20 protein-coding genes, 4 tRNA genes, 3 rRNA genes and 1 riboswitch are annotated in these 26,756 nt (G+C 56.1%); of the genes, 22 read left to right on the top strand and 5 right to left on the bottom strand.

Annotated elements, in window-relative coordinates:
* Nucleotides 1-6 precede the first annotated feature (6 nt).
* The 3 genes from argB to oxyR all read left to right on the top strand — a co-directional run bounded on the left by argB (nt 7) and on the right by oxyR (nt 3,433).
* On the top strand, nt 7-783 hold the full coding sequence (gene argB, locus AB1E37_RS24840) for an acetylglutamate kinase (RefSeq protein WP_004187843.1): 777 nt from the start codon (nt 7-9) through the stop codon (nt 781-783).
* A 99-nt stretch (nt 784-882) separates the two neighbouring features.
* On the top strand, nt 883-2,256 hold the full coding sequence (argH, locus tag AB1E37_RS24835; protein WP_004146283.1) for an argininosuccinate lyase: 1,374 nt from the start codon (nt 883-885) through the stop codon (nt 2,254-2,256).
* 259 nt (nt 2,257-2,515) lie between these two features.
* On the top strand, nt 2,516-3,433 hold the full coding sequence (gene oxyR, locus AB1E37_RS24830) for a DNA-binding transcriptional regulator OxyR (protein WP_002883015.1): 918 nt from the start codon (nt 2,516-2,518) through the stop codon (nt 3,431-3,433).
* Here the strand turns inward: oxyR and sthA are convergent.
* Nucleotides 3,416-4,816, bottom strand: coding sequence for a Si-specific NAD(P)(+) transhydrogenase (gene sthA, locus AB1E37_RS24825; RefSeq protein WP_002883016.1), 1,401 nt, complete (start codon nt 4,814-4,816; stop codon nt 3,416-3,418). The genes oxyR and sthA overlap by 18 nt on opposite strands.
* A gap of 196 nt (nt 4,817-5,012) precedes the next feature.
* Here sthA and fabR point away from each other — a divergent pair, with 196 nt between their 5' ends.
* Nucleotides 5,013-5,648 carry an HTH-type transcriptional repressor FabR gene (gene fabR, locus AB1E37_RS24820; RefSeq protein WP_004151856.1) on the top strand — a complete coding sequence of 212 codons (636 nt, stop codon included), beginning with the start codon at nt 5,013-5,015 and terminating at the stop codon, nt 5,646-5,648.
* 15 nt (nt 5,649-5,663) lie between these two features.
* Nucleotides 5,664-6,023 carry a YijD family membrane protein gene (locus AB1E37_RS24815; protein ID WP_002883021.1) on the top strand — a complete coding sequence of 120 codons (360 nt, stop codon included), beginning with the start codon at nt 5,664-5,666 and terminating at the stop codon, nt 6,021-6,023.
* A 51-nt stretch (nt 6,024-6,074) separates the two neighbouring features.
* Here AB1E37_RS24815 and trmA read toward each other — a convergent pair whose 3' ends face one another.
* Nucleotides 6,075-7,175, bottom strand: coding sequence for a tRNA (uridine(54)-C5)-methyltransferase TrmA (trmA, locus tag AB1E37_RS24810; RefSeq protein ID WP_002883023.1), 1,101 nt, complete (start codon nt 7,173-7,175; stop codon nt 6,075-6,077).
* Nucleotides 7,176-7,289: 114 nt separating this feature from the next.
* A riboswitch (cobalamin riboswitch) is annotated at nt 7,290-7,477 on the top strand.
* Between the two features lie 64 nt (nt 7,478-7,541).
* Between trmA and btuB the strand changes: the two genes are divergently transcribed.
* The 9 genes from btuB (at nt 7,542) to AB1E37_RS24765 (ending at nt 15,914) form a co-directional block, all read left to right on the top strand.
* Nucleotides 7,542-9,380, top strand: coding sequence for a TonB-dependent vitamin B12 receptor BtuB (gene btuB, locus AB1E37_RS24805; protein WP_004146288.1), 1,839 nt, complete (start codon nt 7,542-7,544; stop codon nt 9,378-9,380).
* Nucleotides 9,325-10,176, top strand: a complete 852-nt coding sequence (gene murI / locus AB1E37_RS24800; protein WP_002883026.1) for a glutamate racemase — start codon at nt 9,325-9,327, stop codon at nt 10,174-10,176. The genes btuB and murI overlap by 56 nt, the downstream gene beginning before the upstream one ends.
* Nucleotides 10,177-10,572: 396 nt before the next feature.
* Nucleotides 10,573-12,110 (top strand): 16S ribosomal RNA (locus AB1E37_RS24795).
* Between the two features lie 69 nt (nt 12,111-12,179).
* Nucleotides 12,180-12,256: transfer RNA gene (locus AB1E37_RS24790), tRNA-Ile, on the top strand.
* Between the two features lie 36 nt (nt 12,257-12,292).
* Nucleotides 12,293-12,368 (top strand) — tRNA-Ala (locus AB1E37_RS24785).
* 169 nt (nt 12,369-12,537) lie between these two features.
* Nucleotides 12,538-15,438 (top strand): 23S ribosomal RNA (locus AB1E37_RS24780).
* 97 nt (nt 15,439-15,535) lie between these two features.
* A 5S ribosomal RNA gene (gene rrf, locus AB1E37_RS24775) occupies nt 15,536-15,651 on the top strand.
* The 16S, 23S and 5S rRNA genes sit together here with 4 tRNA genes alongside, the layout of an rRNA operon.
* 57 nt (nt 15,652-15,708) lie before the next feature.
* A tRNA-Asp gene (locus tag AB1E37_RS24770) sits at nt 15,709-15,785 on the top strand.
* Between the two features lie 53 nt (nt 15,786-15,838).
* Nucleotides 15,839-15,914, top strand: a tRNA-Trp gene (locus AB1E37_RS24765).
* 109 nt (nt 15,915-16,023) lie between these two features.
* On the opposite strand, the gene hdfR is transcribed toward AB1E37_RS24765, so the two are convergent.
* Nucleotides 16,024-16,845 carry an HTH-type transcriptional regulator HdfR gene (gene hdfR / locus AB1E37_RS24760; RefSeq protein WP_004181639.1) on the bottom strand — a complete coding sequence of 274 codons (822 nt, stop codon included), beginning with the start codon at nt 16,843-16,845 and terminating at the stop codon, nt 16,024-16,026.
* Between the two features lie 118 nt (nt 16,846-16,963).
* Here hdfR and AB1E37_RS24755 point away from each other — a divergent pair, with 118 nt between their 5' ends.
* A complete protein-coding gene (locus tag AB1E37_RS24755) occupies nt 16,964-17,302 on the top strand; it encodes a DUF413 domain-containing protein (RefSeq protein WP_004146520.1) in 339 nt (112 codons plus the stop codon).
* Nucleotides 17,303-17,326: 24 nt separating this feature from the next.
* Here AB1E37_RS24755 and AB1E37_RS24750 read toward each other — a convergent pair whose 3' ends face one another.
* Nucleotides 17,327-18,847, bottom strand: a complete 1,521-nt coding sequence (locus AB1E37_RS24750; protein ID WP_002883134.1) for a YifB family Mg chelatase-like AAA ATPase — start codon at nt 18,845-18,847, stop codon at nt 17,327-17,329.
* A 354-nt stretch (nt 18,848-19,201) separates the two neighbouring features.
* Here AB1E37_RS24750 and ilvL point away from each other — a divergent pair, with 354 nt between their 5' ends.
* The 7 genes from ilvL (at nt 19,202) to ilvA (ending at nt 25,745) form a co-directional block, all read left to right on the top strand.
* The gene (gene ilvL / locus AB1E37_RS24745) at nt 19,202-19,300 is read left to right on the top strand and encodes an ilv operon leader peptide (RefSeq protein WP_001311244.1); all 99 of its coding nucleotides are present in this window, start codon (nt 19,202-19,204) and stop codon (nt 19,298-19,300) included.
* Nucleotides 19,301-19,384: 84 nt separating this feature from the next.
* A complete protein-coding gene (gene ilvX / locus AB1E37_RS24740; protein WP_201281575.1) occupies nt 19,385-19,438 on the top strand; it encodes a peptide IlvX in 54 nt (17 codons plus the stop codon).
* Nucleotides 19,439-19,440: 2 nt separating this feature from the next.
* Nucleotides 19,441-21,087, top strand: coding sequence for an acetolactate synthase 2 catalytic subunit (gene ilvG / locus AB1E37_RS24735; protein WP_002883142.1), 1,647 nt, complete (start codon nt 19,441-19,443; stop codon nt 21,085-21,087).
* Nucleotides 21,084-21,341 (top strand): acetolactate synthase 2 small subunit, encoded by a 258-nt coding sequence (gene ilvM / locus AB1E37_RS24730; protein WP_002883170.1) that lies wholly within the window; start codon nt 21,084-21,086, stop codon nt 21,339-21,341. The genes ilvG and ilvM overlap by 4 nt, the downstream gene beginning before the upstream one ends.
* Nucleotides 21,342-21,357: 16 nt before the next feature.
* Nucleotides 21,358-22,287: a branched-chain-amino-acid transaminase gene (gene ilvE, locus AB1E37_RS24725; RefSeq protein ID WP_002883171.1), complete on the top strand. Its 930-nt coding sequence runs from the start codon at nt 21,358-21,360 to the stop codon at nt 22,285-22,287.
* 60 nt (nt 22,288-22,347) lie between these two features.
* On the top strand, nt 22,348-24,198 hold the full coding sequence (ilvD, locus tag AB1E37_RS24720) for a dihydroxy-acid dehydratase (RefSeq protein ID WP_002883173.1): 1,851 nt from the start codon (nt 22,348-22,350) through the stop codon (nt 24,196-24,198).
* A 2-nt stretch (nt 24,199-24,200) separates the two neighbouring features.
* The gene (gene ilvA / locus AB1E37_RS24715; RefSeq protein ID WP_002883174.1) at nt 24,201-25,745 is read left to right on the top strand and encodes a threonine ammonia-lyase, biosynthetic; all 1,545 of its coding nucleotides are present in this window, start codon (nt 24,201-24,203) and stop codon (nt 25,743-25,745) included.
* Here ilvA and ilvY read toward each other — a convergent pair.
* Complete coding sequence (gene ilvY, locus AB1E37_RS24710; RefSeq protein WP_002883176.1) at nt 25,742-26,632, bottom strand: HTH-type transcriptional activator IlvY; 891 nt, start codon at nt 26,630-26,632, stop codon at nt 25,742-25,744. The two genes, ilvA and ilvY, sit on opposite strands and share 4 nt — an antisense overlap.
* Nucleotides 26,633-26,756 lie beyond the last annotated feature (124 nt).

The raw sequence follows: 26,756 nt of genomic DNA, 5'->3' as shown, positions 1-26,756 counted from the left end.
GGTGTGATGATGAACCCATTAATTATCAAACTTGGCGGCGTATTACTCGATAGCGAAGAAGCGCTGGAGCGCCTGTTTACCGCGCTGGTTAACTACCGTGAAGCGCACCAGCGTCCGCTGATTATCGTCCACGGCGGCGGCTGCGTGGTGGATGAGCTGATGAAGCAGCTCAACCTGCCGGTGCAGAAGAAAAATGGCCTGCGCGTTACGCCGGCTGAGCAAATCGACATCATCACCGGCGCGCTGGCGGGAACCGCCAACAAGACGCTGCTGGCGTGGGCGAAAAAACATGGTATTTCCTCGGTAGGCCTGTTCCTCGGCGATGGCGATAGCGTGAAGGTCACGCAACTGGATGCTGAGCTGGGCCATGTCGGGCTGGCGCAGCCGGGCTCCCCGGCACTGATTAACACCCTGTTAGCGGGCGGTTACCTGCCGGTGGTGAGCTCTATCGGGGTGACCGATGAAGGCCAGCTGATGAACGTCAACGCTGACCAGGCGGCGACAGCGCTGGCGGCCACCCTGGGGGCGGATCTGATCCTGTTGTCTGACGTTAGCGGTATCCTCGACGGTAAAGGGCAGCGCATTGCCGAGATGACCGCCGAGAAAGCGGAGCAGCTGATCGAGCAGGGAATTATCACCGACGGCATGATTGTTAAAGTGAATGCGGCCCTTGACGCCGCACGTGCTCTGGGTCGTCCGGTGGATATCGCCTCCTGGCGTCACGCCGAGCAGCTGCCGGCGTTATTTAACGGCACGCCGATCGGCACACGTATTCTGGCTTAAGATTTCATGCCCGGCGGCGCGTCGTCTGCCGGGCTTACAAGACCGTAGGCAGGGCGGCACAATGCCGCCGGCGGAACTAACGAATAAAGGAAGCATGTTATGGCACTTTGGGGCGGGCGTTTTACACAGGCAGCAGATCAACGGTTCAAACAGTTCAACGACTCGTTGCGCTTCGACTATCGTCTGGCGGAGCAGGATATCGTTGGCTCTGTCGCCTGGTCGAAAGCGCTGGTAACGGTCGGCGTTCTGAGTGCCGCTGAACAGCAGCAGCTGGAAGAAGCGCTGAACGTGCTGCTGGAAGAGGTGCGCGCCAATCCGCAGCAAATCCTTGCCAGCGATGCCGAAGATATTCACAGCTGGGTGGAAGGCAAGCTGATCGATAAAGTGGGCCAGCTGGGCAAGAAACTGCACACCGGGCGCAGCCGTAACGACCAGGTCGCCACCGATCTTAAACTGTGGTGCAAAGATACCGTTGTCGAACTGCTCTCGGCGAACCGCCAGCTGCAGAGCGCGCTGGTGGAGACCGCCCAGCAGAATCAGGACGCGGTAATGCCGGGGTATACCCACCTGCAGCGCGCCCAGCCGGTGACGTTCGCGCACTGGTGTCTGGCCTACGTTGAAATGCTGGCGCGTGACGAAAGCCGTCTGCAGGACGCGCTGAAGCGCCTCGACGTCAGCCCGCTGGGCTGCGGCGCGCTGGCGGGGACGGCGTATGAAATCGACCGCGAGCAGCTGGCCGGCTGGCTGGGCTTTGCCTCCGCCACCCGCAACAGCCTCGACAGCGTGTCCGATCGCGATCATGTGCTGGAGCTGCTTTCCGATGCGGCTATCGGCATGGTGCATCTGTCGCGCTTTGCGGAAGATTTGATTTTCTTTAACTCCGGCGAGGCGAACTTCGTCGAGCTTTCCGACCGTGTAACCTCCGGCTCCTCGCTGATGCCGCAGAAGAAAAACCCGGACGCCCTGGAGCTTATCCGTGGCAAATGCGGCCGCGTGCAGGGTGCGCTGACCGGCATGATGATGACGCTGAAAGGACTGCCGCTGGCCTACAACAAAGACATGCAGGAAGATAAAGAGGGGCTTTTCGACGCCCTGGATACCTGGCTCGACTGCCTGCATATGGCGGCCCTGGTGCTGGACGGCATTCAGGTAAAACGCCCGCGCTGTGCGGAAGCGGCGCAGCAGGGCTATGCCAACGCCACTGAGCTGGCGGATTATCTGGTGGCGAAAGGCGTACCGTTCCGCGAGGCGCACCATATTGTCGGTGAAGCGGTAGTGGAAGCCATTGCGCAAGGGAAACCGCTGGAAGCGCTGACCCTGGCCGATCTGCAGAAATTCAGCCCGGTGATTGCGGACGATGTGTATCCGATCCTGTCGCTGCAGTCCTGCCTCGAGAAACGCGCAGCGAAAGGCGGCGTCTCGCCGCAGCAGGTAGCCCAGGCTATCAACGAGGCGAAGGCTCGTTTAAGCTAATCCTTAGATATCTGCCCTCCCTGACCCGGCCAAGCCCAGCGACGCCGGGTTTTTTATGCAAAAAAAAAGCGGACGCAAGGTCCGCAAAAGTTCACGTTGGCTTTAGTTGTTCGGGTAGAGAAACAGTGTGACGGGTCAGTGATTTTCACAGGTAGACCGTCTTTATGGGCGTATTATTGAACAGAAAACTTGATAGGGATAATCGTTCGTTGCTATGCTATCTATCGCCATGGACTATCGTGGCGATGGAGGATGAATAATGAATATTCGCGATCTTGAATACCTGGTAGCGCTCGCCGAACACCGCCACTTCCGGCGGGCGGCTGACTCATGCCATGTGAGCCAACCGACGCTCAGCGGACAGATCCGCAAGCTGGAGGATGAGCTTGGCGTCATGCTGCTGGAGCGCACCAGCCGTAAGGTTCTGTTTACCCAGGCGGGGCTGTTGCTGGTGGATCAGGCGCGTACCGTGTTACGCGAAGTAAAAGTGCTCAAGGAAATGGCAAGCCAACAAGGGGAAACCATGTCCGGGCCGCTGCATATCGGCCTGATCCCGACAATTGGCCCGTACCTGCTGCCGCACATCATTCCGATGCTGCATCAGACCTTCCCGAAGCTGGAAATGTATCTGCACGAAGCGCAGACCCATCAGCTGCTGGCTCAGCTCGACAGCGGTAAGCTCGACTGCGCCATCCTGGCGCTGGTCAAAGAGAGCGAGGCCTTTATCGAGGTGCCGCTGTTCGATGAGCCGATGATGCTGGCTATCTATGAAGATCATCCGTGGGCGAACCGCGATCGGGTGCCGATGTCGGATCTGGCCGGTGAAAAGCTGCTGATGCTGGAGGATGGCCACTGTCTGCGCGATCAGGCGATGGGCTTCTGCTTTGAAGCGGGGGCGGATGAGGATACCCACTTCCGCGCGACCAGCCTGGAAACGCTGCGCAATATGGTGGCGGCAGGCAGCGGCATTACCCTGCTGCCGGCGCTGGCGGTGCCGCAAGAGAGAAAACGCGATGGCGTAGTCTACCTGCCGTGCATTAAGCCAGAGCCAAGACGCACCATCGGTCTGGTTTATCGTCCGGGCTCCCCGCTGCGCAGCCGCTATGAACATCTGGCGGAGGCCATCCGCGGCACGATGGATGGCCATTTCGACAAGGCGTTAAAACAGGCGGTTTAAGCCGTTCAGCGCGGCAACCCGGTACGCTTCCGCCATGGTCGGGTAGTTAAAGGTGGTGTTGACGAAGTACTCAATGGTGTTGCCACCGCCTTTCTGCTCCATGATCGCCTGGCCGATATGAATAATTTCGGCCGCGCGCTCGCCAAAGCAGTGAATGCCAAGGATCTCCTTGGTTTCACGATGGAACAGGATCTTCAGCGTACCAACGCTCATACCGACGATTTGCGCCCGCGCCAGGTGTTTAAACTGGGCGCGGCCCACCTCATACGGCACTTTCATCGCCGTCAGCTGCTGCTCGGTTTTCCCGACGGAGCTGATTTCCGGAATGGTATAGATCCCGGTCGGGATATCTTCAATCAGATGCGCTGAGGCTTCGCCTTTCACCAGCGCCTGGGCGGCAATGCGTCCCTGATCGTAAGCGGCAGAAGCCAGGCTTGGATAGCCGATGACATCGCCAACCGCATAGATGTGCGGAAGGGCGGTCTGATACATGCTGTTGACCTTCAGCTGACCGCGGCTGTCGGTCTGCAGACCGATATTTTCCAGCGCCAGGGTGTCGGTGTTGCCGGTGCGGCCGTTAGCGTACAGCAGGCAATCGGCCTTCAGCTTTTTGCCGGACTTCAGGTGCATGATCACCCCGTCATCCACCCCTTCAATTTTCTCATACTCCTCGTTGTGGCGAATAACCACGCCGCTGTTCCAGAAGTGATAAGAGAGCGAGTCTGACATCTCCTGATCGAGGAAGGCCAGCAGACGATCGCGGGTGTTGATCAGATCGACCTTCACCTCCATGCCGCGGAAGATCGACGCATATTCACAACCGATCACCCCGGCGCCGTAAATGATCACATGGCGCGGCTCATGCTGCAGGCTGAGAATCGAATCGCTGTCATAGATGCGCGGGTGGTGGAAATCGACATCCGCCGGATGGTAGGGACGCGATCCGCAGGCGATAACGAATTTCTCCGCGGTCACAGTCTCGACCGTGCCGTCATGGCACTCCAGCGCCAGAGTATGCTCATCCACGAAGTGGGCATTGCCCTGCAGAATTTCACAGTGGTTGCGCTCATAGAATCCCTGGCGCATATGAGTCTGCTGGTTGATGACGCTGTCGGCATGGTTAAGGATGTCGGCGAAAGAAGAGCGAAGAAGGCGGGAGTGGTCGCTGTAGAGGGGGTTTTGGTTAAACTCGATAATACGGCTGACGGCATGGCGGAGGGCTTTCGACGGGATGGTGCCCCAGTGGGTGCAACCGCCGCCGACATTATGGTAGCGCTCAATGACGGCAACGCGTGCTCCCTGTTTCACCAGTCCCATGGCGGCGCCTTCCCCGCCAGGACCGGAACCAATCACTATTGCATCATAATCCCAAGAGTGTGACATGGCATTACTCACCTGTTTTATACATAAAATAAACACGATGATAACATTCGCTGCGCTTTAACCCAATTATCGTTGTGCTTTTTTGCAGCATAAAAGCAGAAACGGCTCGTAAACAATCATTCACAATCCAGGGCAAACCGATTAGTTTTAATCTCTGGTATAGTGCCAGCAGGGCTATTGGAAGGATTCATACATCGTGATGGGCGTAAGAGCACAACAAAAAGAAAAAACCCGCCGTTCGCTGGTGGAAGCGGCATTCAGCCAACTTAGCGCTGAGCGGAGTTTCGCCAGCCTGAGCTTGCGTGAAGTGGCCCGGGAAGCAGGGATCGCGCCGACGTCCTTTTATCGTCATTTTCGCGACGTCGATGAGCTGGGCCTGACGATGGTCGATGAGAGCGGACTGATGCTGCGCCAGCTGATGCGCCAGGCGCGCCAGCGGATAGCCAAAGGCGGCAGCGTGATCCGCACCTCGGTCTCCACCTTTATGGAATTTATCGGTAACAACCCGAACGCCTTCCGCCTGCTGCTGCGTGAGCGCTCGGGAACTTCTGCGGCGTTTCGCGCCGCCGTCGCACGCGAGATCCAGCACTTTATTGCGGAACTCGCCGACTATTTAGAACTCGAAAACCATATGCCGCGCGCCTTTACCGAAGCGCAGGCTGAAGCTATGGTCACCATCGTTTTTAGCGCTGGCGCGGAAGCGCTGGATGTCGGCCCTGAGCAGCGCCGGCAGCTGGAGGAACGGTTGGTACTGCAGCTTCGAATGATCTCGAAAGGCGCGTATTACTGGTATCGCCGTGAACAAGAAAAAATGTCACATCATTCCGAATAACGTGAAGGACGAGCAATGAAACACTCAGTTCAAGATAAAGGTACGCTGCTGCTGGCGCTGATTGCCGGGTTATCCATTAATGGCGCCTTTGCGGCGCTGTTCAGTTCGATAGTTCCGTTTTCCGTCTTCCCCATTTTATCCCTGCTGCTGACGGTCTACTGTCTGCATCAGCGCTATCAGAATCGCAGTATGCCCGTTGGGCTACCGGGCCTGGCCGCCGCCTTTTTTATTCTCGGGGTGCTGTTGTACAGCACCGTCGTGCGTGCGGAGTACCCGGATATCGGTTCTAACTTCTTCCCGGCCGTTCTGTCCGTCGCGATGGTCTTCTGGATCGGCTACAAGATGCGTAACCGCAAAGATACCGCAGCCGAGTAAGCCGCCAGCGGTAAAAAAACCGGCAATATGACGTTGCCGGTTTTTTTGGGCCTATTTGCGGGTCAGCAGGACGCCGCACTCCATGTGGTGGGTATACGGGAACTGGTCGAACAGCGCCAGCCGGGTAACGTTGTGCGTCTGGCTTAGCGTTTCCAGATTGCGACACAGCGTTTCCGGGTTGCACGAAATGTACAAAATACGCGGATAGGCCTGCACCATTTTTTCCGTCTCGCTGTCCAGCCCGCTGCGCGGTGGATCGACGAAGATGGTTTCGCACTGATAGCTATGCAGATCGATACCCTGCAGCCGGTTGAACTGCCGCACCCCGTTCATCGCCTGAGTAAACTCTTCCGCCGCCATGCGGATAATCTGCACGTTGTCGATATGGTTAGCGGCGATGTTGTACTGCGCCGCCGCCACCGACGGTTTGGCGATTTCGGTGGCCAATACGCGATCGAAATTACGCGCCAGCGCCAGCGAGAAGTTACCGTTGCCGCAGTACAATTCCAGCAGGTCGCCAGTCGCCCCTTTGGTGACATCCAGTGCCCACTCCAGCATCTGAATGTTCATGGCCGCGTTCGGTTGGGTAAAGCTGTTTTCCACCTGACGGTAGATCATCTCCCGCCCGCCAACCGGCAGGCGTTCATCTATATAGTCTTGATCGAGCTCGATTTTGGTTTTGGTCGCCCGCCCAATCAGATGCACATTGAGCCCCTGGGCTCGCAGGGCGTCACGCAGCGCCTCCGCTTGCTCACGCCAGGCATCGTCCAGCTTTTTATGATACAGCAGCGAAACGACCGCCTGGTTGCTGAGGGTGGTCAGATAGTCAATCTGGAACAGCTTCTGGCGTAGCACGGGATTGTTGCGTACGCCCTCCAGCATGGCGGTCATCAGCTGATTGATCAGCGCGCTGGCGGCCGGGAAGCTGTCAACGCGAATCCGCGACCGGGTCTGCTGATCGAAAATAATATGGTACAGATCGTCGCCATCGTGCCACAGACGGAACTCGGCGCGCATACGGTAGTGGCTGACCGGCGAACGAAACACTTCCGGAACCGGCGCGGCAAAAGGCGCCATCATGGTTTGCAAACGGACGACTTTTTCTGCCAGCTGCGCTTCGTATTGTTCGGTAGGAAGGTGTTCGGGGGTCATGATGTATCCTGAATAAAATAAGTACGCGGGGATTGTAGGGAAAGCGCCGGGGATGTCCAGCCTCGAATGCCGCGGGAAATATAATTAGCAGTCTGGACATCTATATGGTTCTGATTGTAGCATTCGCCTACCGGTCCTGTGAGTTAAAAGGGAACCCAGTGGAAATCTGGGGCTGACGCGCAGCGGTAAGGAAGGTGAGAAATGAGCGCACTCGGTGCAGACACTGCGGCTAGCCGTGGGAAGTCATTATTTCTTGAAACAGCCTCCAAGCCCGAAGACCTGCCGGAATACGTCGCACTGGGTTTTATCGTCGCGAGCAACTGATAAAACCTGCGGCATCCTTTTTCTGTTTCGGATGCTTTTACAATGATTAAAAAAGCTTCGCTGATGACGGCCTTATCCGTCACGGCATTTTCCGGCTGGGCGCAGGATAGCAATTCAGATACGTTGGTGGTGACAGCAAACCGTTTTCAACAGCCGGTCAATACCGTGCTGGCGCCGACCGACATTGTGACGCGCGATGACATCGACCGCTGGCAGTCCAAAGATTTAAACGATGTCATGCGTCGTCTTCCCGGGGTCGATATTGCCCGCAACGGCGGCATGGGGCAGAGCGCTTCGCTGTATGTTCGGGGGACGGAGGCTCGTCACGTGCTGGTGCTGATCGACGGTGTGCCGATGGCGCGTCCGGGGATCTCCAACGGCGTAGATATCAGTCAGATCCCTATCTCACTGGTCCAGCGGGTGGAATACATCCGCGGCCCGCGCTCCGCGGTGTACGGCTCCGGAGCGATCGGCGGGGTGGTGAACATCATCACCATGACCGACGCTGAGCGTTCGCAGATCAACGCCGGCGCGGGTACGAACGGCTATCAGTCCTATGACGGCGCCTTTAACAAGCGGTTTGGCGATACGTTGGTTACCGCTGCTGGCGCCTATCAGACCACCAAAGGGTTTAACGTCCAGCCGAATTCCTCTTACAGCGGCGACAGCGATCGCGACGGCTACCGCAATAAAATGCTGTGGGGCGGGGTACAGCATCAGTTCGATGACAACTTCTCGGGGTTCTTCCGCGGCTATGGTTATTCCGCCAACGCTGACTATGACCAGGGTAACTGGGGCTACGCAGGTGGAAACGATGAAGATCAATCCTATACCCAATCCTGGGATACCGGTCTGCACTACCACTCCGGAATTTACTCCTCCCAGCTGATTGCTAACTATCAGCGCATCAAAGATTACAACTACAGCAGCGACGCTGGCCGCTATGCCGCGGGCACCACCCTGGATGATATGGAACAGCGCTATATCCAGTGGGGAAATAATGTTGTGGTAGGCCATGGGGCAGTGAGCGGCGGCGTTGACTGGAAACAAGAGAAGCTGAAATCCAGCGGAACGACCAGTACCGACGTGTATAAGCGTGACACCACCGGTCTTTATCTGACGGGACAGCAGCAGATTGACAGCGTGACGCTGGAAGCTTCCGGCCGTGAGGATCATGACGAGCAGTTTGGCTGGCACGGTACCTGGCAGACGGCCGCAGGCTGGGAATTTATCGACGGTTATCGGACAACGCTCTCGTACGGCACAGGATTCCTCGCCCCCTCCCTCGGGCAGCAGTACGGTGCAGAACGCTTTGGCATCGCCTCTAACCCGAATCTGAAGCCAGAGGAGTCGAAGCAATGGGAAGCGGGCCTTGAAGGGTTAACGGGGCCGGTCGACTGGCGCCTCTCCGCGTATCGCTATGAGATTCAAAACCTCATCGATTACGACAACAACGCCTATTACAACGTCAAGTCGGCGACGATTAAGGGGCTGGAGTGGACGGGGAATATAACCACCGGGCCGGTGGAGCACCATCTGACGCTGCAGTATGTTGACCCTCGCGATGATGAAACCAATAAGATCCTCTATCGCCGGGCGAAGCAGCAGGTGAAATACGAGCTGAACGGCCAGGTCTACGATCTGGGGTGGGATGTGACGTATCACTACATCGGCAAGCGTTACGATTATGACTACGACAACTCGCGTACCGTCAATATGGGTGGGTTGAGCCTCTGGGATGTCGGTTTATCGTATCCCGTCACCTCACACCTGACAGTTCGTGGTAAAATAGCCAACCTGTTCGATAAAGATTACGAGACAGTTTATGGCTACCAATCTGCAGGACGGGAATACACCTTGTCTGGCAGCTACACCTTCTGATCCACGTCCCACCGTGCTGGTGTTTGATTCCGGCGTCGGTGGGTTGTCGGTTTATAATGAGATTCGGCAGCTGCTGCCGAATCTGCATTACATCTATGCTTTCGATAACGTTGCCTTCCCCTATGGCGAGAAGAGCGAGGAGTTTATCGTTGAGCGCGTTGTGGAAATCGTCACTGCTGTCCAGCAGCGTTATCCCCTGGCGCTGGCGGTGATCGCCTGCAATACCGCCAGTACCGTCTCCCTGCCTGCCCTGCGTGAAAAGTTCGCTTTCCCCGTCGTTGGCGTGGTGCCGGCGATCAAGCCCGCCGCCCGTTTAACGGCGAACGGCATTGTTGGCCTGCTGGCGACGCGCGGTACCGTAAAGCGTCCTTATACCCGTGAGCTGATCGACCGCTTTGCCAATGAATGTCGGATTGAAATGCTGGGGTCGGCGGAGCTGGTGGAGCTGGCGGAAGCGAAGCTGCACGGCGAGCCTGTGCCGTTAGAAGAGCTGCGCCGTATCCTGCGCCCATGGCTGCGGATGCAGGAGCCGCCGGATACGGTGGTGCTGGGCTGCACCCACTTTCCTCTTTTACAGGAGGAGCTGCAGCGCGTTCTGCCGGAAGGCACACGGCTGATCGATTCCGGCGCGGCGATTGCCCGTCGCACCGCCTGGCTGTTAGAGCATGAAGCGCCGGATGCGAAGTCCAGCGACGAGAATAAAGCATTCTGCATGGCGCTGACGGCAGAAACAGAACAGCTTTTACCCGTTCTGCGTCGCTATGGCTTCTCGACGCTGGAAAAATTACCGCTCTAAGGGCGTTTTGCACAAAAAAGAGACGGTTGAATAATTTTTTGAAAACAGGGCTTGTCAACGTCTCAGAACTCCCTATAATGCGCCTCCACTGACACGGAACAACGGCAAACAAGCCGCCGGGTCAGCAGGGTTTTGGCGGTGAAGTTCAGCGCTAAAAACTGACAGAGAAAAGCAAAATAAGGGCTTGACTCTGAATGAGGAAAACGTATTATACGGGACCTCGCAACGGTGAGCTGAAAGCCGCGTTGCAACTGCTCTTTAACAATTTATCAGACAATCTGTGTGGGCACTCAAAGTGACATGGATTCTTAACGTCCTCGGACGAAAAATGAATACCAAGTCTCAAGAGTGAACACGTAATTCATTACGAAGTTTAATTCTTTGAGCATCAAACTTAAATTGAAGAGTTTGATCATGGCTCAGATTGAACGCTGGCGGCAGGCCTAACACATGCAAGTCGAGCGGTAGCACAGAGAGCTTGCTCTCGGGTGACGAGCGGCGGACGGGTGAGTAATGTCTGGGAAACTGCCTGATGGAGGGGGATAACTACTGGAAACGGTAGCTAATACCGCATAATGTCGCAAGACCAAAGTGGGGGACCTTCGGGCCTCATGCCATCAGATGTGCCCAGATGGGATTAGCTAGTAGGTGGGGTAACGGCTCACCTAGGCGACGATCCCTAGCTGGTCTGAGAGGATGACCAGCCACACTGGAACTGAGACACGGTCCAGACTCCTACGGGAGGCAGCAGTGGGGAATATTGCACAATGGGCGCAAGCCTGATGCAGCCATGCCGCGTGTGTGAAGAAGGCCTTCGGGTTGTAAAGCACTTTCAGCGGGGAGGAAGGCGGTGAGGTTAATAACCTTGTCGATTGACGTTACCCGCAGAAGAAGCACCGGCTAACTCCGTGCCAGCAGCCGCGGTAATACGGAGGGTGCAAGCGTTAATCGGAATTACTGGGCGTAAAGCGCACGCAGGCGGTCTGTCAAGTCGGATGTGAAATCCCCGGGCTCAACCTGGGAACTGCATTCGAAACTGGCAGGCTAGAGTCTTGTAGAGGGGGGTAGAATTCCAGGTGTAGCGGTGAAATGCGTAGAGATCTGGAGGAATACCGGTGGCGAAGGCGGCCCCCTGGACAAAGACTGACGCTCAGGTGCGAAAGCGTGGGGAGCAAACAGGATTAGATACTGGTAGTCCACGCCGTAAACGATGTCGATTTGGAGGTTGTGCCCTTGAGGCGTGGCTTCCGGAGCTAACGCGTTAAATCGACCGCCTGGGGAGTACGGCCGCAAGGTTAAAACTCAAATGAATTGACGGGGGCCCGCACAAGCGGTGGAGCATGTGGTTTAATTCGATGCAACGCGAAGAACCTTACCTGGTCTTGACATCCACAGAACTTTCCAGAGATGGATTGGTGCCTTCGGGAACTGTGAGACAGGTGCTGCATGGCTGTCGTCAGCTCGTGTTGTGAAATGTTGGGTTAAGTCCCGCAACGAGCGCAACCCTTATCCTTTGTTGCCAGCGGTTAGGCCGGGAACTCAAAGGAGACTGCCAGTGATAAACTGGAGGAAGGTGGGGATGACGTCAAGTCATCATGGCCCTTACGACCAGGGCTACACACGTGCTACAATGGCATATACAAAGAGAAGCGACCTCGCGAGAGCAAGCGGACCTCATAAAGTATGTCGTAGTCCGGATTGGAGTCTGCAACTCGACTCCATGAAGTCGGAATCGCTAGTAATCGTAGATCAGAATGCTACGGTGAATACGTTCCCGGGCCTTGTACACACCGCCCGTCACACCATGGGAGTGGGTTGCAAAAGAAGTAGGTAGCTTAACCTTCGGGAGGGCGCTTACCACTTTGTGATTCATGACTGGGGTGAAGTCGTAACAAGGTAACCGTAGGGGAACCTGCGGTTGGATCACCTCCTTACCTTAAAGAACCTGCCTTTGCAGTGCTCACACAGATTGTCTGATGAAAAACAGCAGTAAAAACCTCTACAGGCTTGTAGCTCAGGTGGTTAGAGCGCACCCCTGATAAGGGTGAGGTCGGTGGTTCAAGTCCACTCAGGCCTACCAAATTTGCGAAGCAAATTTGAAGAGGTTGCAAACGATGGGGCTATAGCTCAGCTGGGAGAGCGCCTGCTTTGCACGCAGGAGGTCTGCGGTTCGATCCCGCATAGCTCCACCATCTTTACTGCGAACACAAGAAAACTTCAGAGTGAACCTGAAAAGGTGCACTGCGAAGTTTTGCTCTTTAAAAATCTGGATCAAGCTGAAAATTGAAACGACACACAGTCAATGTGTGTTCGAGTCTCTCAAATTTTCGCAATCAGAAGTGAAACATCTTCGGGTTGTGAGGTTAAGCGACTAAGCGTACACGGTGGATGCCCTGGCAGTCAGAGGCGATGAAGGACGTGCTAATCTGCGAAAAGCGTCGGTAAGGTGATATGAACCGTTATAACCGGCGATGTCCGAATGGGGAAACCCAGTGCAATTCGTTGCACTATCGTTAACTGAATACATAGGTTAACGAGGCGAACCGGGGGAACTGAAACATCTAAGTACCCCGAGGAAAAGAAATCAACCGAGATTCCCCCAGTAGCGGCGAGCGAACGGGGAGCAGCCCAGAGTCTGAATCAGCTTGTGTGTTAGTGGAACGGTCTGGAAAGTCCGACGGTACAGGGTGATAGTCCCGTACACCAAAATGCACAGGTTGTGAACTCGAAGAGTAGGGCGGGACACGTGGTATCCTGTCTGAATATGGGGGGACCATCCTCCAAGGCTAAATACTCCTGACTGACCGATAGTGAACCAGTACCGTGAGGGAAAGGCGAAAAGAACCCCGGCGAGGGGAGTGAAAAAGAACCTGAAACCGTGTACGTACAAGCAGTGGGAGCACCTTCGGGTGTGACTGCGTACCTTTTGTATAATGGGTCAGCGACTTATATTCTGTAGCAAGGTTAACCGTATAGGGGAGCCGCAGGGAAACCGAGTCTTAACTGGGCGTTAAGTTGCAGGGTATAGACCCGAAACCCGGTGATCTAGCCATGGGCAGGTTGAAGGTTGGGTAACACTAACTGGAGGACCGAACCGACTAATGTTGAAAAATTAGCGGATGACTTGTGGCTGGGGGTGAAAGGCCAATCAAACCGGGAGATAGCTGGTTCTCCCCGAAAGCTATTTAGTAGCGCCTCGTGAATTCATCTTCGGGGGTAGAGCACTGTTTCGGCTAGGGGGTCATCCCGACTTACCAACCCGATGCAAACTACGAATACCGAAGAATGTTATCACGGGAGACACACGGCGGGTGCTAACGTCCGTCGTGAAGAGGGAAACAACCCAGACCGCCAGCTAAGGTCCCAAAGTCATGGTTAAGTGGGAAACGATGTGGGAAGGCACAGACAGCCAGGATGTTGGCTTAGAAGCAGCCATCATTTAAAGAAAGCGTAATAGCTCACTGGTCGAGTCGGCCTGCGCGGAAGATGTAACGGGGCTAAACCATGCACCGAAGCTGCGGCAGCGACACTATGTGTTGTTGGGTAGGGGAGCGTTCTGTAAGCCTGCGAAGGTGACCTGTGAGGGTTGCTGGAGGTATCAGAAGTGCGAATGCTGACATAAGTAACGATAAAGCGGGTGAAAAGCCCGCTCGCCGGAAGACCAAGGGTTCCTGTCCAACGTTAATCGGGGGCAGGGTGAGTCGACCCCTAAGGCGAGGCCGAAAGGCGTAGTCGATGGGAAACAGGTTAATATTCCTGTACTTGGTGTTACTGCGAAGGGGGGACGGAGAAGGCTATGTTAGCCGGGCGACGGTTGTCCCGGTTTAAGCATGTAGGCTGGTTGTCCAGGCAAATCCGGATAATCAAGGCTGAGGTGTGATGACGAGGCACTACGGTGCTGAAGTAACAAATGCCCTGCTTCCAGGAAAAGCCTCTAAGCATCAGGTAACATCAAATCGTACCCCAAACCGACACAGGTGGTCAGGTAGAGAATACCAAGGCGCTTGAGAGAACTCGGGTGAAGGAACTAGGCAAAATGGTGCCGTAACTTCGGGAGAAGGCACGCTGGTGTGTAGGTGAAGTCCCTGCGGATGGAGCTGAGACCAGTCGAAGATACCAGCTGGCTGCAACTGTTTATTAAAAACACAGCACTGTGCAAACACGAAAGTGGACGTATACGGTGTGACGCCTGCCCGGTGCCGGAAGGTTAATTGATGGGGTTATCCGTAAGGAGAAGCTCTTGATCGAAGCCCCGGTAAACGGCGGCCGTAACTATAACGGTCCTAAGGTAGCGAAATTCCTTGTCGGGTAAGTTCCGACCTGCACGAATGGCGTAATGATGGCCAGGCTGTCTCCACCCGAGACTCAGTGAAATTGAACTCGCTGTGAAGATGCAGTGTACCCGCGGCAAGACGGAAAGACCCCGTGAACCTTTACTATAGCTTGACACTGAACATTGAGCCTTGATGTGTAGGATAGGTGGGAGGCTTTGAAGCGTGGACGCCAGTCTGCGTGGAGCCAACCTTGAAATACCACCCTTTAATGTTTGATGTTCTAACGTTGGCCCCTTACGGGGTTGCGGACAGTGTCTGGTGGGTAGTTTGACTGGGGCGGTCTCCTCCCAAAGCGTAACGGAGGAGCACGAAGGTTAGCTAATCCTGGTCGGACATCAGGAGGTTAGTGCAATGGCATAAGCTAGCTTGACTGCGAGCGTGACGGCGCGAGCAGGTGCGAAAGCAGGTCATAGTGATCCGGTGGTTCTGAATGGAAGGGCCATCGCTCAACGGATAAAAGGTACTCCGGGGATAACAGGCTGATACCGCCCAAGAGTTCATATCGACGGCGGTGTTTGGCACCTCGATGTCGGCTCATCACATCCTGGGGCTGAAGTAGGTCCCAAGGGTATGGCTGTTCGCCATTTAAAGTGGTACGCGAGCTGGGTTTAGAACGTCGTGAGACAGTTCGGTCCCTATCTGCCGTGGGCGCTGGAGAATTGAGGGGGGCTGCTCCTAGTACGAGAGGACCGGAGTGGACGCATCACTGGTGTTCGGGTTGTCATGCCAATGGCACTGCCCGGTAGCTAAATGCGGAAGAGATAAGTGCTGAAAGCATCTAAGCACGAAACTTGCCCCGAGATGAGTTCTCCCTGAGACTTTAAGTCTCCTGAAGGAACGTTAAAGACGATGACGTTGATAGGCCGGGTGTGTAAGCGCAGCGATGCGTTGAGCTAACCGGTACTAATGAACCGTGAGGCTTAACCTTACAACGCCGAAGATGTTTTGGCAGATTTGAGAGAATTTTCAGCTCTGATACAGATTAATCGATACGTCGGTGAGACGTGTTGATAAAACAGAATTTGCCTGGCGGCACTAGCGCGGTGGTCCCACCTGACCCCATGCCGAACTCAGAAGTGAAACGCCGTAGCGCCGATGGTAGTGTGGGGTCTCCCCATGTGAGAGTAGGGAACTGCCAGGCATCAAATTGCAGTAAGCCGGGGTGACAACCGGTGGTAATAAAGCGAAGAAATTCGGTGGAGCGGTAGTTCAGTCGGTTAGAATACCTGCCTGTCACGCAGGGGGTCGCGGGTTCGAGTCCCGTCCGTTCCGCCACTTATTTAACATTAAGCCTGCTCAAATAGCAGGCTTAGTGGTAAGAAAATTTTAGGGGCGTAGTTCAATTGGTAGAGCACCGGTCTCCAAAACCGGGTGTTGGGAGTTCGAGTCTCTCCGCCCCTGCCATTTATAAGAATCCTTTGCTCAGGCAAAGGATTTTTTTTTATCTCTAATCTCCATTGGCAATATCCCCGACGAAAATACCTTGCTGATCTCCGTCCATGGAGAGTAGCGTTTATTCCAGAATAGGGTTTTTCAGGATCTCATGGATCTGCGCCTGCTTATCGCTATTTTGTAACCAGATCGCATAAAGTGGACGGGATAACGTAGCGCTGTCCATGACCGTATGTAACCCATGCTTCTCTTTCGCCCAGCGAACAGGTAGCCAACAGCAGCCGTTCAGGCGCGATAATTGCTGATAGATCAGTTCAGCTGAAGAGGTAGTGAGCAGCGGAACATCATCGCTTCCTATCAGTCCCACTTCGTTTTGCTGAAAATCAGGCCCCCATTCAAGGCGCAAGTAATTCAATTCATTTCTGTTTTTTGCAGGCGATGCGCAATACAGGGCAAGAGTAAAATTACCCAACAGCTGGCTGCTTAATTCATCCATCTTCGGCGATTCGGTGGTGATCAGCAGATCCAACTGGCGTTCGTGAAGCTGTTTAACCAACGACTGCCGCTGCGCGATACGGGCTTCAAACTGGAGATTGTAAGGTGCGCTGTAGAGGGTACCGAGCCAGCTGTTAAGCATACATTCCCACAGGGAGGCGCTGGCCCCAATGGAGAATTCATTATGTCGCGAAGAGTGTGCCACCTCCTTGCGCGCAGCCTGCCAGGTATTCATGAGCGTTTCGGCATAGGGGAGGAGCTTTTCGCCGGCGGTCGTCAGGCGGATGTTATTACGATGACGGGTGAACAGATTCACACCAAGTTGATTTTCCAGCTGACGAATACGAAAGCTGACTGCTGACTGTGTCAGGTAAAGCGCCTCTGCTGCTCGCCCAAAGTGACGAGTTCTACTCACTTCCAGGAAAGTCTTGAGCAATTCCGTATCCACACCGTTCTCCACAAAATTATTTGTCGTGATGATTTAAATGTTTTGTTTGACGCTCTGTCAAGCGTAACTAATACTCCGCGCCATAAATAGCTCGGCCAAAGAATCAGGAGCGTGTAGGATGGCGGAAAGCTTTACGACGACTAATCGTTTTTTCGACAATAAAAATTATCCACGCGGGTTCTCCCGTCACGGTGATTTCACCATCAAAGAGGCGCAACTGCTGGAACGTCATGGTTATGCCTTTAACGAACTGGAACTGGGTAAGCGCGAACCTGTTACCGAAGATGAAAAACAATTTGTCTCGGTGTGCCGTGGTGAACGTGAGCCGGTGACGGAAGCAGAACGCGTATGGATTAAGTATATGGCGCGTATCAAGCGGCCGAAGCGTTTCCATACTCTGTCCGGCGGCAAACCGCAGATGGAAGGCGCTGACGATTACACCGAAAGCGATGACTAAGAAAAAAGGGCGTAAGCCCTTTTTTTACGCCATCATTTTCTGCAGATGGTTGAGCATCCGATCTATTGCCCGATAGCTGAGCGCCTCCTGCAAATGACAGCGTTCAATCTCTTCAACCTCTGCCAGATCGGCAATGGTTCTCGCAACCTTTAACAGACGCTGCCAGGCGCGAATAGAAAGCCCCAGCTGCGTTAGCGTCTGTTCCAGCCAGACAGCATCCTCCCGCCTTAAGCGACAGCAGTTCTTCATTTCACGATTCTCAAGATGGGCATTGAGTTTATTTTGCCTGAGCATTTGTCGTTCACGCGCCGCCAGCACCCGCTGCCGGACCGTTGCGCTCGATTCTTCGCCCTGCGAGCCCTGACTCAGTATTCCTGGCGGCGGCAATGGGATCTCTAAGGAAAGATCGAAGCGGTCGAGGAAGGGGCCTGACAGGCGTCCAAGGTAGCGCAATGTCTGCTCCGGCGATGCACGATTATGTTTACCCTGATAATGTCCTGTCGGGCTTGGATTCATCGCTGCAATAAGCTGAAAGCGCGCCGGATAGTCAATTTTGGCGCGCGAGCGTGATATGTGGATCTTGCCTGACTCAATGGGTTCGCGTAGCGCATCCAGTACCCGCCGCTCAAACTCCGGCAGTTCATCAAGAAACAGCACGCCATTATGGGCCAGGGAAATCTCACCGGGGACCGGTATCGAGCCGCCGCCCACCATCGCTGCCAGCGAGGCGCTATGGTGGGGGGCGCGGAACGGCCTCTGACGCCACCGCGTCTTTGCGGTGTGGAGGTTGACCAGACTCTGTATGGCCGCGCTCTCCAGCGCTTCCTGATTGCTTAATGGCGGCAGGAGACCGGGGAGTCGGCTGGCTAGCATGGTTTTCCCGGTCCCGGGCGGGCCTATCAGGAGCAGGTTGTGACCACCGGCGGCCACAATCTCCAGCGCTCGTTTGCCCTGCTGCTGGCCGATAACATCGAGCAGATCTTCGTAGCGTTCATCCCGAGCAGGCGCCTCGGCGAGAGGCGGCGAAAGCGATGTCTGCCCCGCAAGAAATGCGCAAACCTCCTGCAGATGGTCGGCGACCAGACAATCGCTGCCGCCGATCAGGCCGACCTCCGCCGCATTGTCAGAGGAGACGACAATGCGCCGGCCGGCTTTGATGGCCTCCATTGCGCTGGGGATCGCCCCTGGAACGCCTCGTAACCCACCTGTAAGGGCGAGTTCGCCCACAAACTCATATTGATTCAGTCGCGTCGTGTTGAGCTGCTCTGAGGCAACGAGAAGCGCGAGAGCGATGGGCAGATCGTATCGTCCGCCTTCTTTGGGCAGATCCGCTGGCGCCAGGTTAATGGTTATCTTCTTCGCAGGAAAAGCGTAGCCGCTGTTGATCAGGGCGCTGCGGACCCGGTCGCGGGCCTCTTTCACGGTGGTTTCCGGCAGCCCGACCATAGTTAGACCAGGAAGACCGTTGCTGAGATGAACCTCAACGGTAATCAATGGCGCTTCGATACCGAGCGCCGCGCGAGTATAGACGATAGCGAGCGACATAAAACCTCCTGGACAGAGAAGAATTATGGTTGGCATGACGTAAAGCGAGAATGGAAAAAGTGCGAATTTAGAACTGCGTATCCATACTTTTCGCGGCACATCGTTACATTTAGCCGAAAATGGACGTTTGATCGCAAAACAGAGCTATGTTGGCAAAGAGGGCGCCGAAGAGCGCGGCAGGGGTGAGAAAACTGAATTTTTTTCATTTTTGATTTTTTTCATATAAAACAATTATTTTTATTGAAACCGTTAGGCTGATCAGCAACGAAGATATAAAAAAATCTTGTGCTTTATGTGATGTCTGTGGTAACTCTTTAGGTATTCCTTCGAACAAGAAGCCAGAAAGTATAGAAAATGACAGCCCTTCTACGAGTGATTAGCCTGGTCGTGATTAGCGTGGTGGTGATTATTATCCCACCGTGCGGGGCTGCACTTGGACGAGGAAAGGCTTAGAAATCAAGCCTTAACGAACTAAGACCCCCGCACCGAAAGGTCCGGGGGTTTTTTTATAACTGAAATAACCTAAGCGAGGAGCAGATGATGACTTTTAGCATAAAATTCTGTTTCTCCCGATTTATGACGGGGAACTAACTATGAATGGCGCGCAGTGGGTGGTACATGCTTTGCGGACACAGGGAGTCGACACAGTTTTTGGCTATCCGGGTGGCGCAATTATGCCGGTTTACGATGCACTGTATGACGGCGGCGTGGAGCACCTGCTGTGCCGGCATGAGCAAGGGGCAGCCATGGCGGCCATTGGTTATGCGCGAGCAACCGGTAAAACCGGGGTGTGTATCGCGACGTCCGGCCCGGGCGCGACCAATCTGATCACCGGCCTGGCGGACGCCCTGCTTGACTCTATTCCCATCGTAGCCATCACCGGCCAGGTGGCCGCACCCTTCATCGGCACGGATGCGTTCCAGGAAGTAGACGTTCTCGGTTTGTCACTGGCCTGTACTAAGCACAGTTTCCTTGTGCAGTCTCTGGACGAACTGCCGCGGGTTATTGCTGAGGCTTTCCAGGTGGCAAACTCAGGCCGTCCAGGTCCGGTGCTGGTTGATATCCCTAAGGATATTCAGATGGCGCAGGGCGACCTCGATCCCCATTTCTCTACCGTCGCCGATGAGATGGCATTTCCGCAGGCGGAAGTGGCGCAGGCTCTGCAGATGCTGGCCCAATCGCAGCAACCGATGCTGTATGTTGGCGGCGGGGTCGGCATGGCGCAGGCGGTACCGGCTTTGCGCGAATTCCTGGCGGTGACCAGGATGCCGGCAACCTGCACCCTGAAAGGGCTGGGCGTGGTGGATGCTGATTATCCCTATTATCTCGGCATGCTGGGAATGCACGGCACTAAGGCGGCCAACCTGGCGGTACAGGAGTGCGATCTGCTGATCGCCGTCGGCGCGCGCTTTGACGATCGCGTGACCGGTAAGCTCAATACCTTCGCACCGCATGCCAAAGTGATCCACATGGACATCGATCCGGCGGAGCTGAACAAGCTGCGTCAGGCGCATATCGGTCTGACAGGCGATCTGAACTGCCTGCTGCCGGCGCTGCAGCAGCCGTTAGCTATCGATGGCTGGCGCGAGCGGAGTGCCGCACTGCGTGCCGAGCATGCCTGGCGTTACGATCATCCCGGTGAGGCAATCTACGCGCCGCTGCTGCTGAAGCAGCTTTCCGACCGCAAGCCGGCGGACAGCGTGGTGACCACCGACGTTGGCCAGCACCAGATGTGGTCGGCTCAGCATATGACCTATACCCGCCCGGAAAACTTTATCACCTCCAGCGGCTTAGGCACCATGGGCTTTGGCCTGCCGGCCGCCGTTGGCGCCCAGGTGGCGCGCCCTAACGATACGGTGATCTGTATCTCCGGTGACGGCTCCTTCATGATGAATGTACAGGAGCTGGGCACCGTTAAACGCAAGCAGTTACCGCTGAAGATCGTGTTACTCGACAACCAGCGGTTAGGGATGGTTCGACAATGGCAGCAGCTGTTTTTCCAGGAACGTTATAGCGAAACCACTCTGACTGATAACCCTGATTTCCTCACGCTGGCCAGCGCCTTCGGTATTCCTGGCCAACACATCACCCGTAAAGACCAGGTTGAAGCGGCACTCGACACCATGCTTTCGAGCCAGGGGCCATACCTGCTTCATGTCTCAATCGACGAACTTGAGAATGTCTGGCCGTTGGTGCCGCCCGGCGCCAGTAACTCTGAAATGCTGGAGAAATTATCATGATGCAACATCAGGTCGCTTTACAGGCACGTTTCAACCCGGAAACCTTAGAGCGCGTGCTGCGCGTTGTCCGCCACCGGGGTTTCCACATCTGCGCAATGAACATGGAAACCGCGCCGGACGCACAGAACATAAATATCGAATTGACCGTTGCCAGCCCGCGGCCCGTCGAATTACTGTTTAGTCAATTAAGCAAACTGGTCGACGTTGCCTGCGTCGAGATCCAGCAACCCACATCACAACAAATCCGCGCCTGAGCGCAAAGGAAGAAAAATGACGACGAAAAAAGCTGATTACATTTGGTTCAATGGCGAGATGGTTCCGTGGGGCGAAGCGAAAGTTCATGTGATGTCCCATGCGCTGCACTACGGTACCTCGGTATTCGAGGGGATCCGTTGCTACGACTCGCACAAAGGCCCGGTGGTGTTCCGTCATCGCGAACATATGCAGCGTCTGCATGATTCAGCCAAAATTTATCGTTTCCCGGTCTCCCAGAGCGTCGACGAATTGATGGAAGCCTGCCGCGAAGTCATTCGAACCAATAATCTGACCAGCGCTTATATCCGTCCGCTGGTGTTTGTTGGCGATGTCGGCATGGGGGTAAACCCGCCTCCGGGTTACAACACTGACGTGATCATCGCGGCGTTCCCATGGGGAGCCTACCTCGGCGCAGAAGCGCTTGAGCAGGGGATCGATGCAATGGTCTCTTCCTGGAACCGCGCGGCGCCGAACACTATCCCGACGGCAGCGAAAGCCGGTGGTAATTATCTTTCCTCGCTGCTGGTTGGCAGTGAAGCGCGTCGCCATGGCTATCAGGAAGGTATCGCCCTCGATGTTAACGGCTATATCTCCGAAGGCGCAGGGGAAAACCTGTTTGAAGTGAAGGATGGTGTACTGTTCACCCCGCCGTTTACCTCTTCCGCGCTGCCGGGCATTACCCGCGACGCCATTATCAAGCTGGCGAAAGATCTTGGTATCGAAGTCCGCGAGCAGGTGTTGTCCCGTGAATCCCTGTATCTGGCGGATGAAGTCTTCATGTCCGGCACTGCGGCGGAAATCACCCCGGTACGCAGCGTGGACGGCATCCAGGTCGGCGCAGGCCGTCGCGGTCCGGTAACCAAACGCATTCAGGAAGCCTTCTTTGGCCTCTTCACCGGTGAAACAGAAGATAAATGGGGCTGGTTGGATCCGGTAAGTAAGTAATTAAAAATGGGACGGCACGCACCGTCCCATTTAATAAACACAGATGGGAGTAAAAAGAGCATGCCTAAGTACCGTTCCGCCACCACCACACATGGCCGCAATATGGCGGGCGCCCGCGCGTTGTGGCGCGCAACCGGAATGACCGATGCCGATTTCGGCAAACCGATTATCGCCGTCGTTAACTCCTTTACCCAGTTTGTCCCCGGGCACGTGCACCTGCGCGATCTCGGCAAACTGGTTGCCGAGCAGATTGAAGCCGCCGGTGGCGTGGCCAAAGAATTCAACACCATCGCAGTGGATGATGGGATCGCTATGGGCCACGGGGGTATGCTCTATTCACTGCCATCCCGCGAGCTGATCGCCGACTCGGTGGAGTATATGGTTAACGCCCACTGCGCTGATGCCATGGTTTGTATCTCCAACTGCGACAAAATCACCCCGGGGATGCTGATGGCCTCCCTGCGTTTGAATATTCCGGTGATCTTTGTTTCCGGCGGCCCGATGGAAGCCGGGAAGACCAAGCTGTCAGATAAAATCATCAAGCTTGACCTGGTGGATGCGATGATTCAGGGGGCGGATCCGAAAGTGTCCGACGAGCAGAGTAATCAGGTGGAACGCTCCGCCTGCCCGACCTGCGGCTCCTGTTCCGGGATGTTCACGGCGAACTCCATGAACTGCCTGACCGAAGCGCTGGGCCTGTCGCAGCCGGGCAACGGCTCTCTGCTGGCGACCCACGCCGATCGTAAGGAGCTGTTCCTAAACGCCGGGAAACGTATCGTGGAGCTGACCAAACGCTATTACGAGCAGGATGACGCTTCCGCGCTGCCGCGCAATATCGCCAGCAAGGCGGCCTTTGAGAACGCTATGACGCTGGATATCGCCATGGGCGGCTCCACCAATACCGTTCTGCACCTGCTGGCGGCGGCGCAGGAAGCTGAAATCGACTTCACCATGAGCGATATCGATAAGCTCTCCCGCAAAGTGCCGCAGCTGTGTAAGGTGGCGCCGAGCACGCAGAAATACCATATGGAAGATGTGCATCGCGCCGGCGGCGTGCTGGGCATTCTGGGCGAGCTGGACCGCGCCGGGCTGCTGAATCGCGAGGTCAAAAACGTCCTTGGCCTGACGCTGCCGCAGACCCTGGAACAGTACGATGTGATGGTGACCCAGGACGACGCGGTGAAAAAAATGTTCCGCGCCGGCCCGGCGGGCATCCGTACCACCCAGGCGTTCTCGCAAGACTGCCGCTGGGATACCCTGGATGACGATCGCGCCGAAGGCTGTATCCGTTCTCTGGAACACGCTTACAGCAAGGACGGCGGCCTGGCGGTGCTGTACGGCAATTTCGCAGAAAACGGTTGTATCGTGAAAACCGCCGGCGTGGACGACAGCATCCTGAAATTTACCGGTCCGGCGAAAGTATATGAGAGCCAGGACGATGCGGTTGAGGCCATCCTCGGCGGTAAAGTCGTGGAAGGCGACGTCGTGGTGATCCGCTACGAAGGGCCGAAAGGCGGGCCGGGGATGCAGGAAATGCTTTACCCCACCAGCTTCCTGAAGTCGATGGGGCTGGGCAAAGCGTGCGCGCTGATCACCGATGGCCGTTTCTCCGGCGGCACCTCAGGGCTCTCTATCGGTCACGTCTCTCCGGAAGCGGCGAGCGGCGGCAACATTGCGCTCATTGAAGATGGCGACATGATCGCGATTGATATTCCGAACCGCAGCATCCAGCTGCAGCTGAGCGATGCGGAAATTGCGGCGCGTCGTGAAGCCCAGGAAGCGCGTGGCGACCAGGCGTGGACGCCGAAGAATCGCCAGCGTCAGGTCTCCTTTGCTCTTCGCGCCTACGCCAGCCTGGCGACCAGCGCCGACAAAGGCGCGGTACGCGATAAATCCAAGCTGGGTGGCTAATCATGGCGGATTCACAACCCTTGTCCGGCGCCCCTGAGGGCGCCGAGTACCTGCGAGCAGTGCTGCGCGCGCCGGTTTATGAAGCGGTGCAGAAAACGCCGCTGCAAAAAATGGATAAGCTCTCGTCGCGGCTGGATAACGTTATTCTGGTGAAGCGTGAAGATCGCCAGCCGGTACACAGCTTTAAGCTGCGCGGCGCTTACGCGATGATGTCCAGCCTGACTGCCGAACAGAAATCCCACGGGGTGATCACCGCTTCGGCGGGCAACCATGCCCAGGGAGTGGCGTTTTCCGCATCGCGGCTGGGCGTTAAGGCGCTGATCGTGATGCCGGTAGCGACCGCCGATATCAAAGTCGATGCCGTTCGCGGCTTTGGCGGCGAAGTGCTGCTGCACGGCGCCAACTTTGACGAAGCGAAGGCGAGAGCGATTGAGCTGGCGCAACAGCAGGGTTTTACCTGGGTGCCGCCGTTCGATCACCCGATGGTCATCGCCGGACAGGGAACCCTGGCGCTGGAGCTGCTGCAGCAGGATGCCCATATTGACCGCGTATTCGTCCCGGTGGGCGGCGGCGGTCTGGCAGCGGGCGTGGCGGTGCTGATCAAGCAGCTGATGCCGCAGATCAAAGTGATCGCGGTGGAGGCGGAAGATTCTGCTTGCCTGAAGGCGGCGCTGGACGCAGGCCATCCGGTGGATCTGCCGCGCGTCGGCTTGTTTGCCGAAGGCGTGGCGGTCAAACGCATCGGCGATGAAACGTTCCGTTTATGCCAGGAGTATCTGGACGATATCATCACCGTCGATAGCGATGCTATCTGCGCGGCGATGAAGGATCTGTTCGAAGATGTGCGGGCGGTGGCGGAGCCTTCCGGCGCGCTGGCGCTGGCGGGGATGAAAAAGTATATCGCCCAGCATAACATCCGCGGCGAGCGTCTGGCTCATATTCTGTCCGGGGCCAACGTCAACTTCCACGGCCTGCGCTACGTGTCCGAGCGCTGCGAGCTCGGGGAACAGCGCGAAGCGCTGCTGGCGGTGACGATCCCGGAAGAGAAAGGTAGCTTTTTGAAGTTTTGCCAGCTACTGGGGGGCCGCTCGGTGACGGAGTTCAACTACCGCTTTGCCGATGCCAAAGACGCCTGTATTTTTGTCGGGGTACGCCTGAGTCGTGGCCTGGAAGAGCGCAAAGAGATCCTCCAGTTACTGAACGACGGCGGCTACAGCGTGGTGGATCTCTCTGATGATGAGATGGCTAAGCTGCATGTGCGCTATATGGTCGGCGGCCGGCCGTCAAAAGCGCTGCAGGAGCGGCTGTTCAGCTTCGAGTTTCCGGAATCGCCGGGGGCGCTGCTGAAATTCCTGCATACCCTTGGCACCCACTGGAATATTTCATTGTTCCACTACCGCAGCCACGGCACTGACTATGGTCGGGTACTGGCGGCCTTCGAGTTGGGCGAGCACGAGCCGGACTTTGAAACTCGTCTCAATGAGCTGGGCTATGAGTGCCACGACGAAACGCATAACCCGGCATTCCGCTTTTTCCTCGCGGGTTAGTGGTTGGGAAGAATTTTCCAGAAAGCATCAATAAGCGGCTCATGCAGCCGCTTTTTTTGTGCGCAAACACCCAGCTCAAACGGCGTTTGCTCATCACTGCGCTCCAGGATCATCACCCTGTTGCGTACCGGCTCCGGACTGTTCTCCAGCACCACTTCCGGCAGCAGCGCCACGCCGCATCCCAGGGCGACCATCGACACCATCGCTTCGTGCCCGCCGACGGTGGCGTAGATCGACGGATTGCTGATTTTATGCCGCCGAAACCACAGCTCGATGCGCCGACGTACCGGCCCCTGGTCGGCCATGATAAAGGGCACTGTCGACCAGTCGGGGCGCTCGACGGTCACCTGGTTGCGCACCGGGCAGGGAAGGGCCGGGGCAATTAACACCACGGCGAGGTTCTCCAGCATCGAAAACGCCACCGACCCTGGCAGAGTCTCCGGCTTACCGGCAATCGCCAGGTCGGCTTCGCCGGTGACGACCTTCTCCATAGCGTCGGCGGCGTCGCCGGTCGAGAGCTTGATCTCCACCGAGGGGTGCGCGGCGCGAAAGCGGTCGAGGATCGGCGGCAGATGGCTATAGGCGGCGGTGACGGAGCAGAAGATATGCAGCTCGCCGGAGAGCGAAGGGCCCTGCTGATCGATGACGTGACGAAGCTGCTGATACTGCAATAAAGTCTGTTGGGCAAAGGTACGTAACTCTTCCCCGGCTTCGGTAAGGGTCACCGTGCGATTATCTCGCACGAACAGCGGCTGGCCGAGGTCCTCTTCCAGGCGTTGGATCTGGCGCGAAAGCGTCGACGGGCTGACGTGCATGGCCCGCGCGCTGCGGCCAAAATGGCGGCTTTCCGCCAGATGCAGAAAGGTTTTCAGATCGCGTAAATCCACGGCGCGTACTCCCCGGTTTTGTATTTCATAAAATGCAACGTGACGTTGTGAATATATCAATTTCCGCAATAAAATTCCTGTCATATAGTAAGTTCATTCTCGCAAAAGCGAACCGAACAATAAG

The sequence above is a fragment of the Klebsiella sp. Shm-1 genome, from assembly GCF_040804525.1.
GTDB classification, from domain to species: Bacteria; Pseudomonadota; Gammaproteobacteria; order Enterobacterales; family Enterobacteriaceae; genus Klebsiella; species Klebsiella pneumoniae.
The sequence above is the reverse complement of the archived record's forward strand: the minus strand, read 5'-3'. Positions and strand labels throughout refer to the sequence as shown.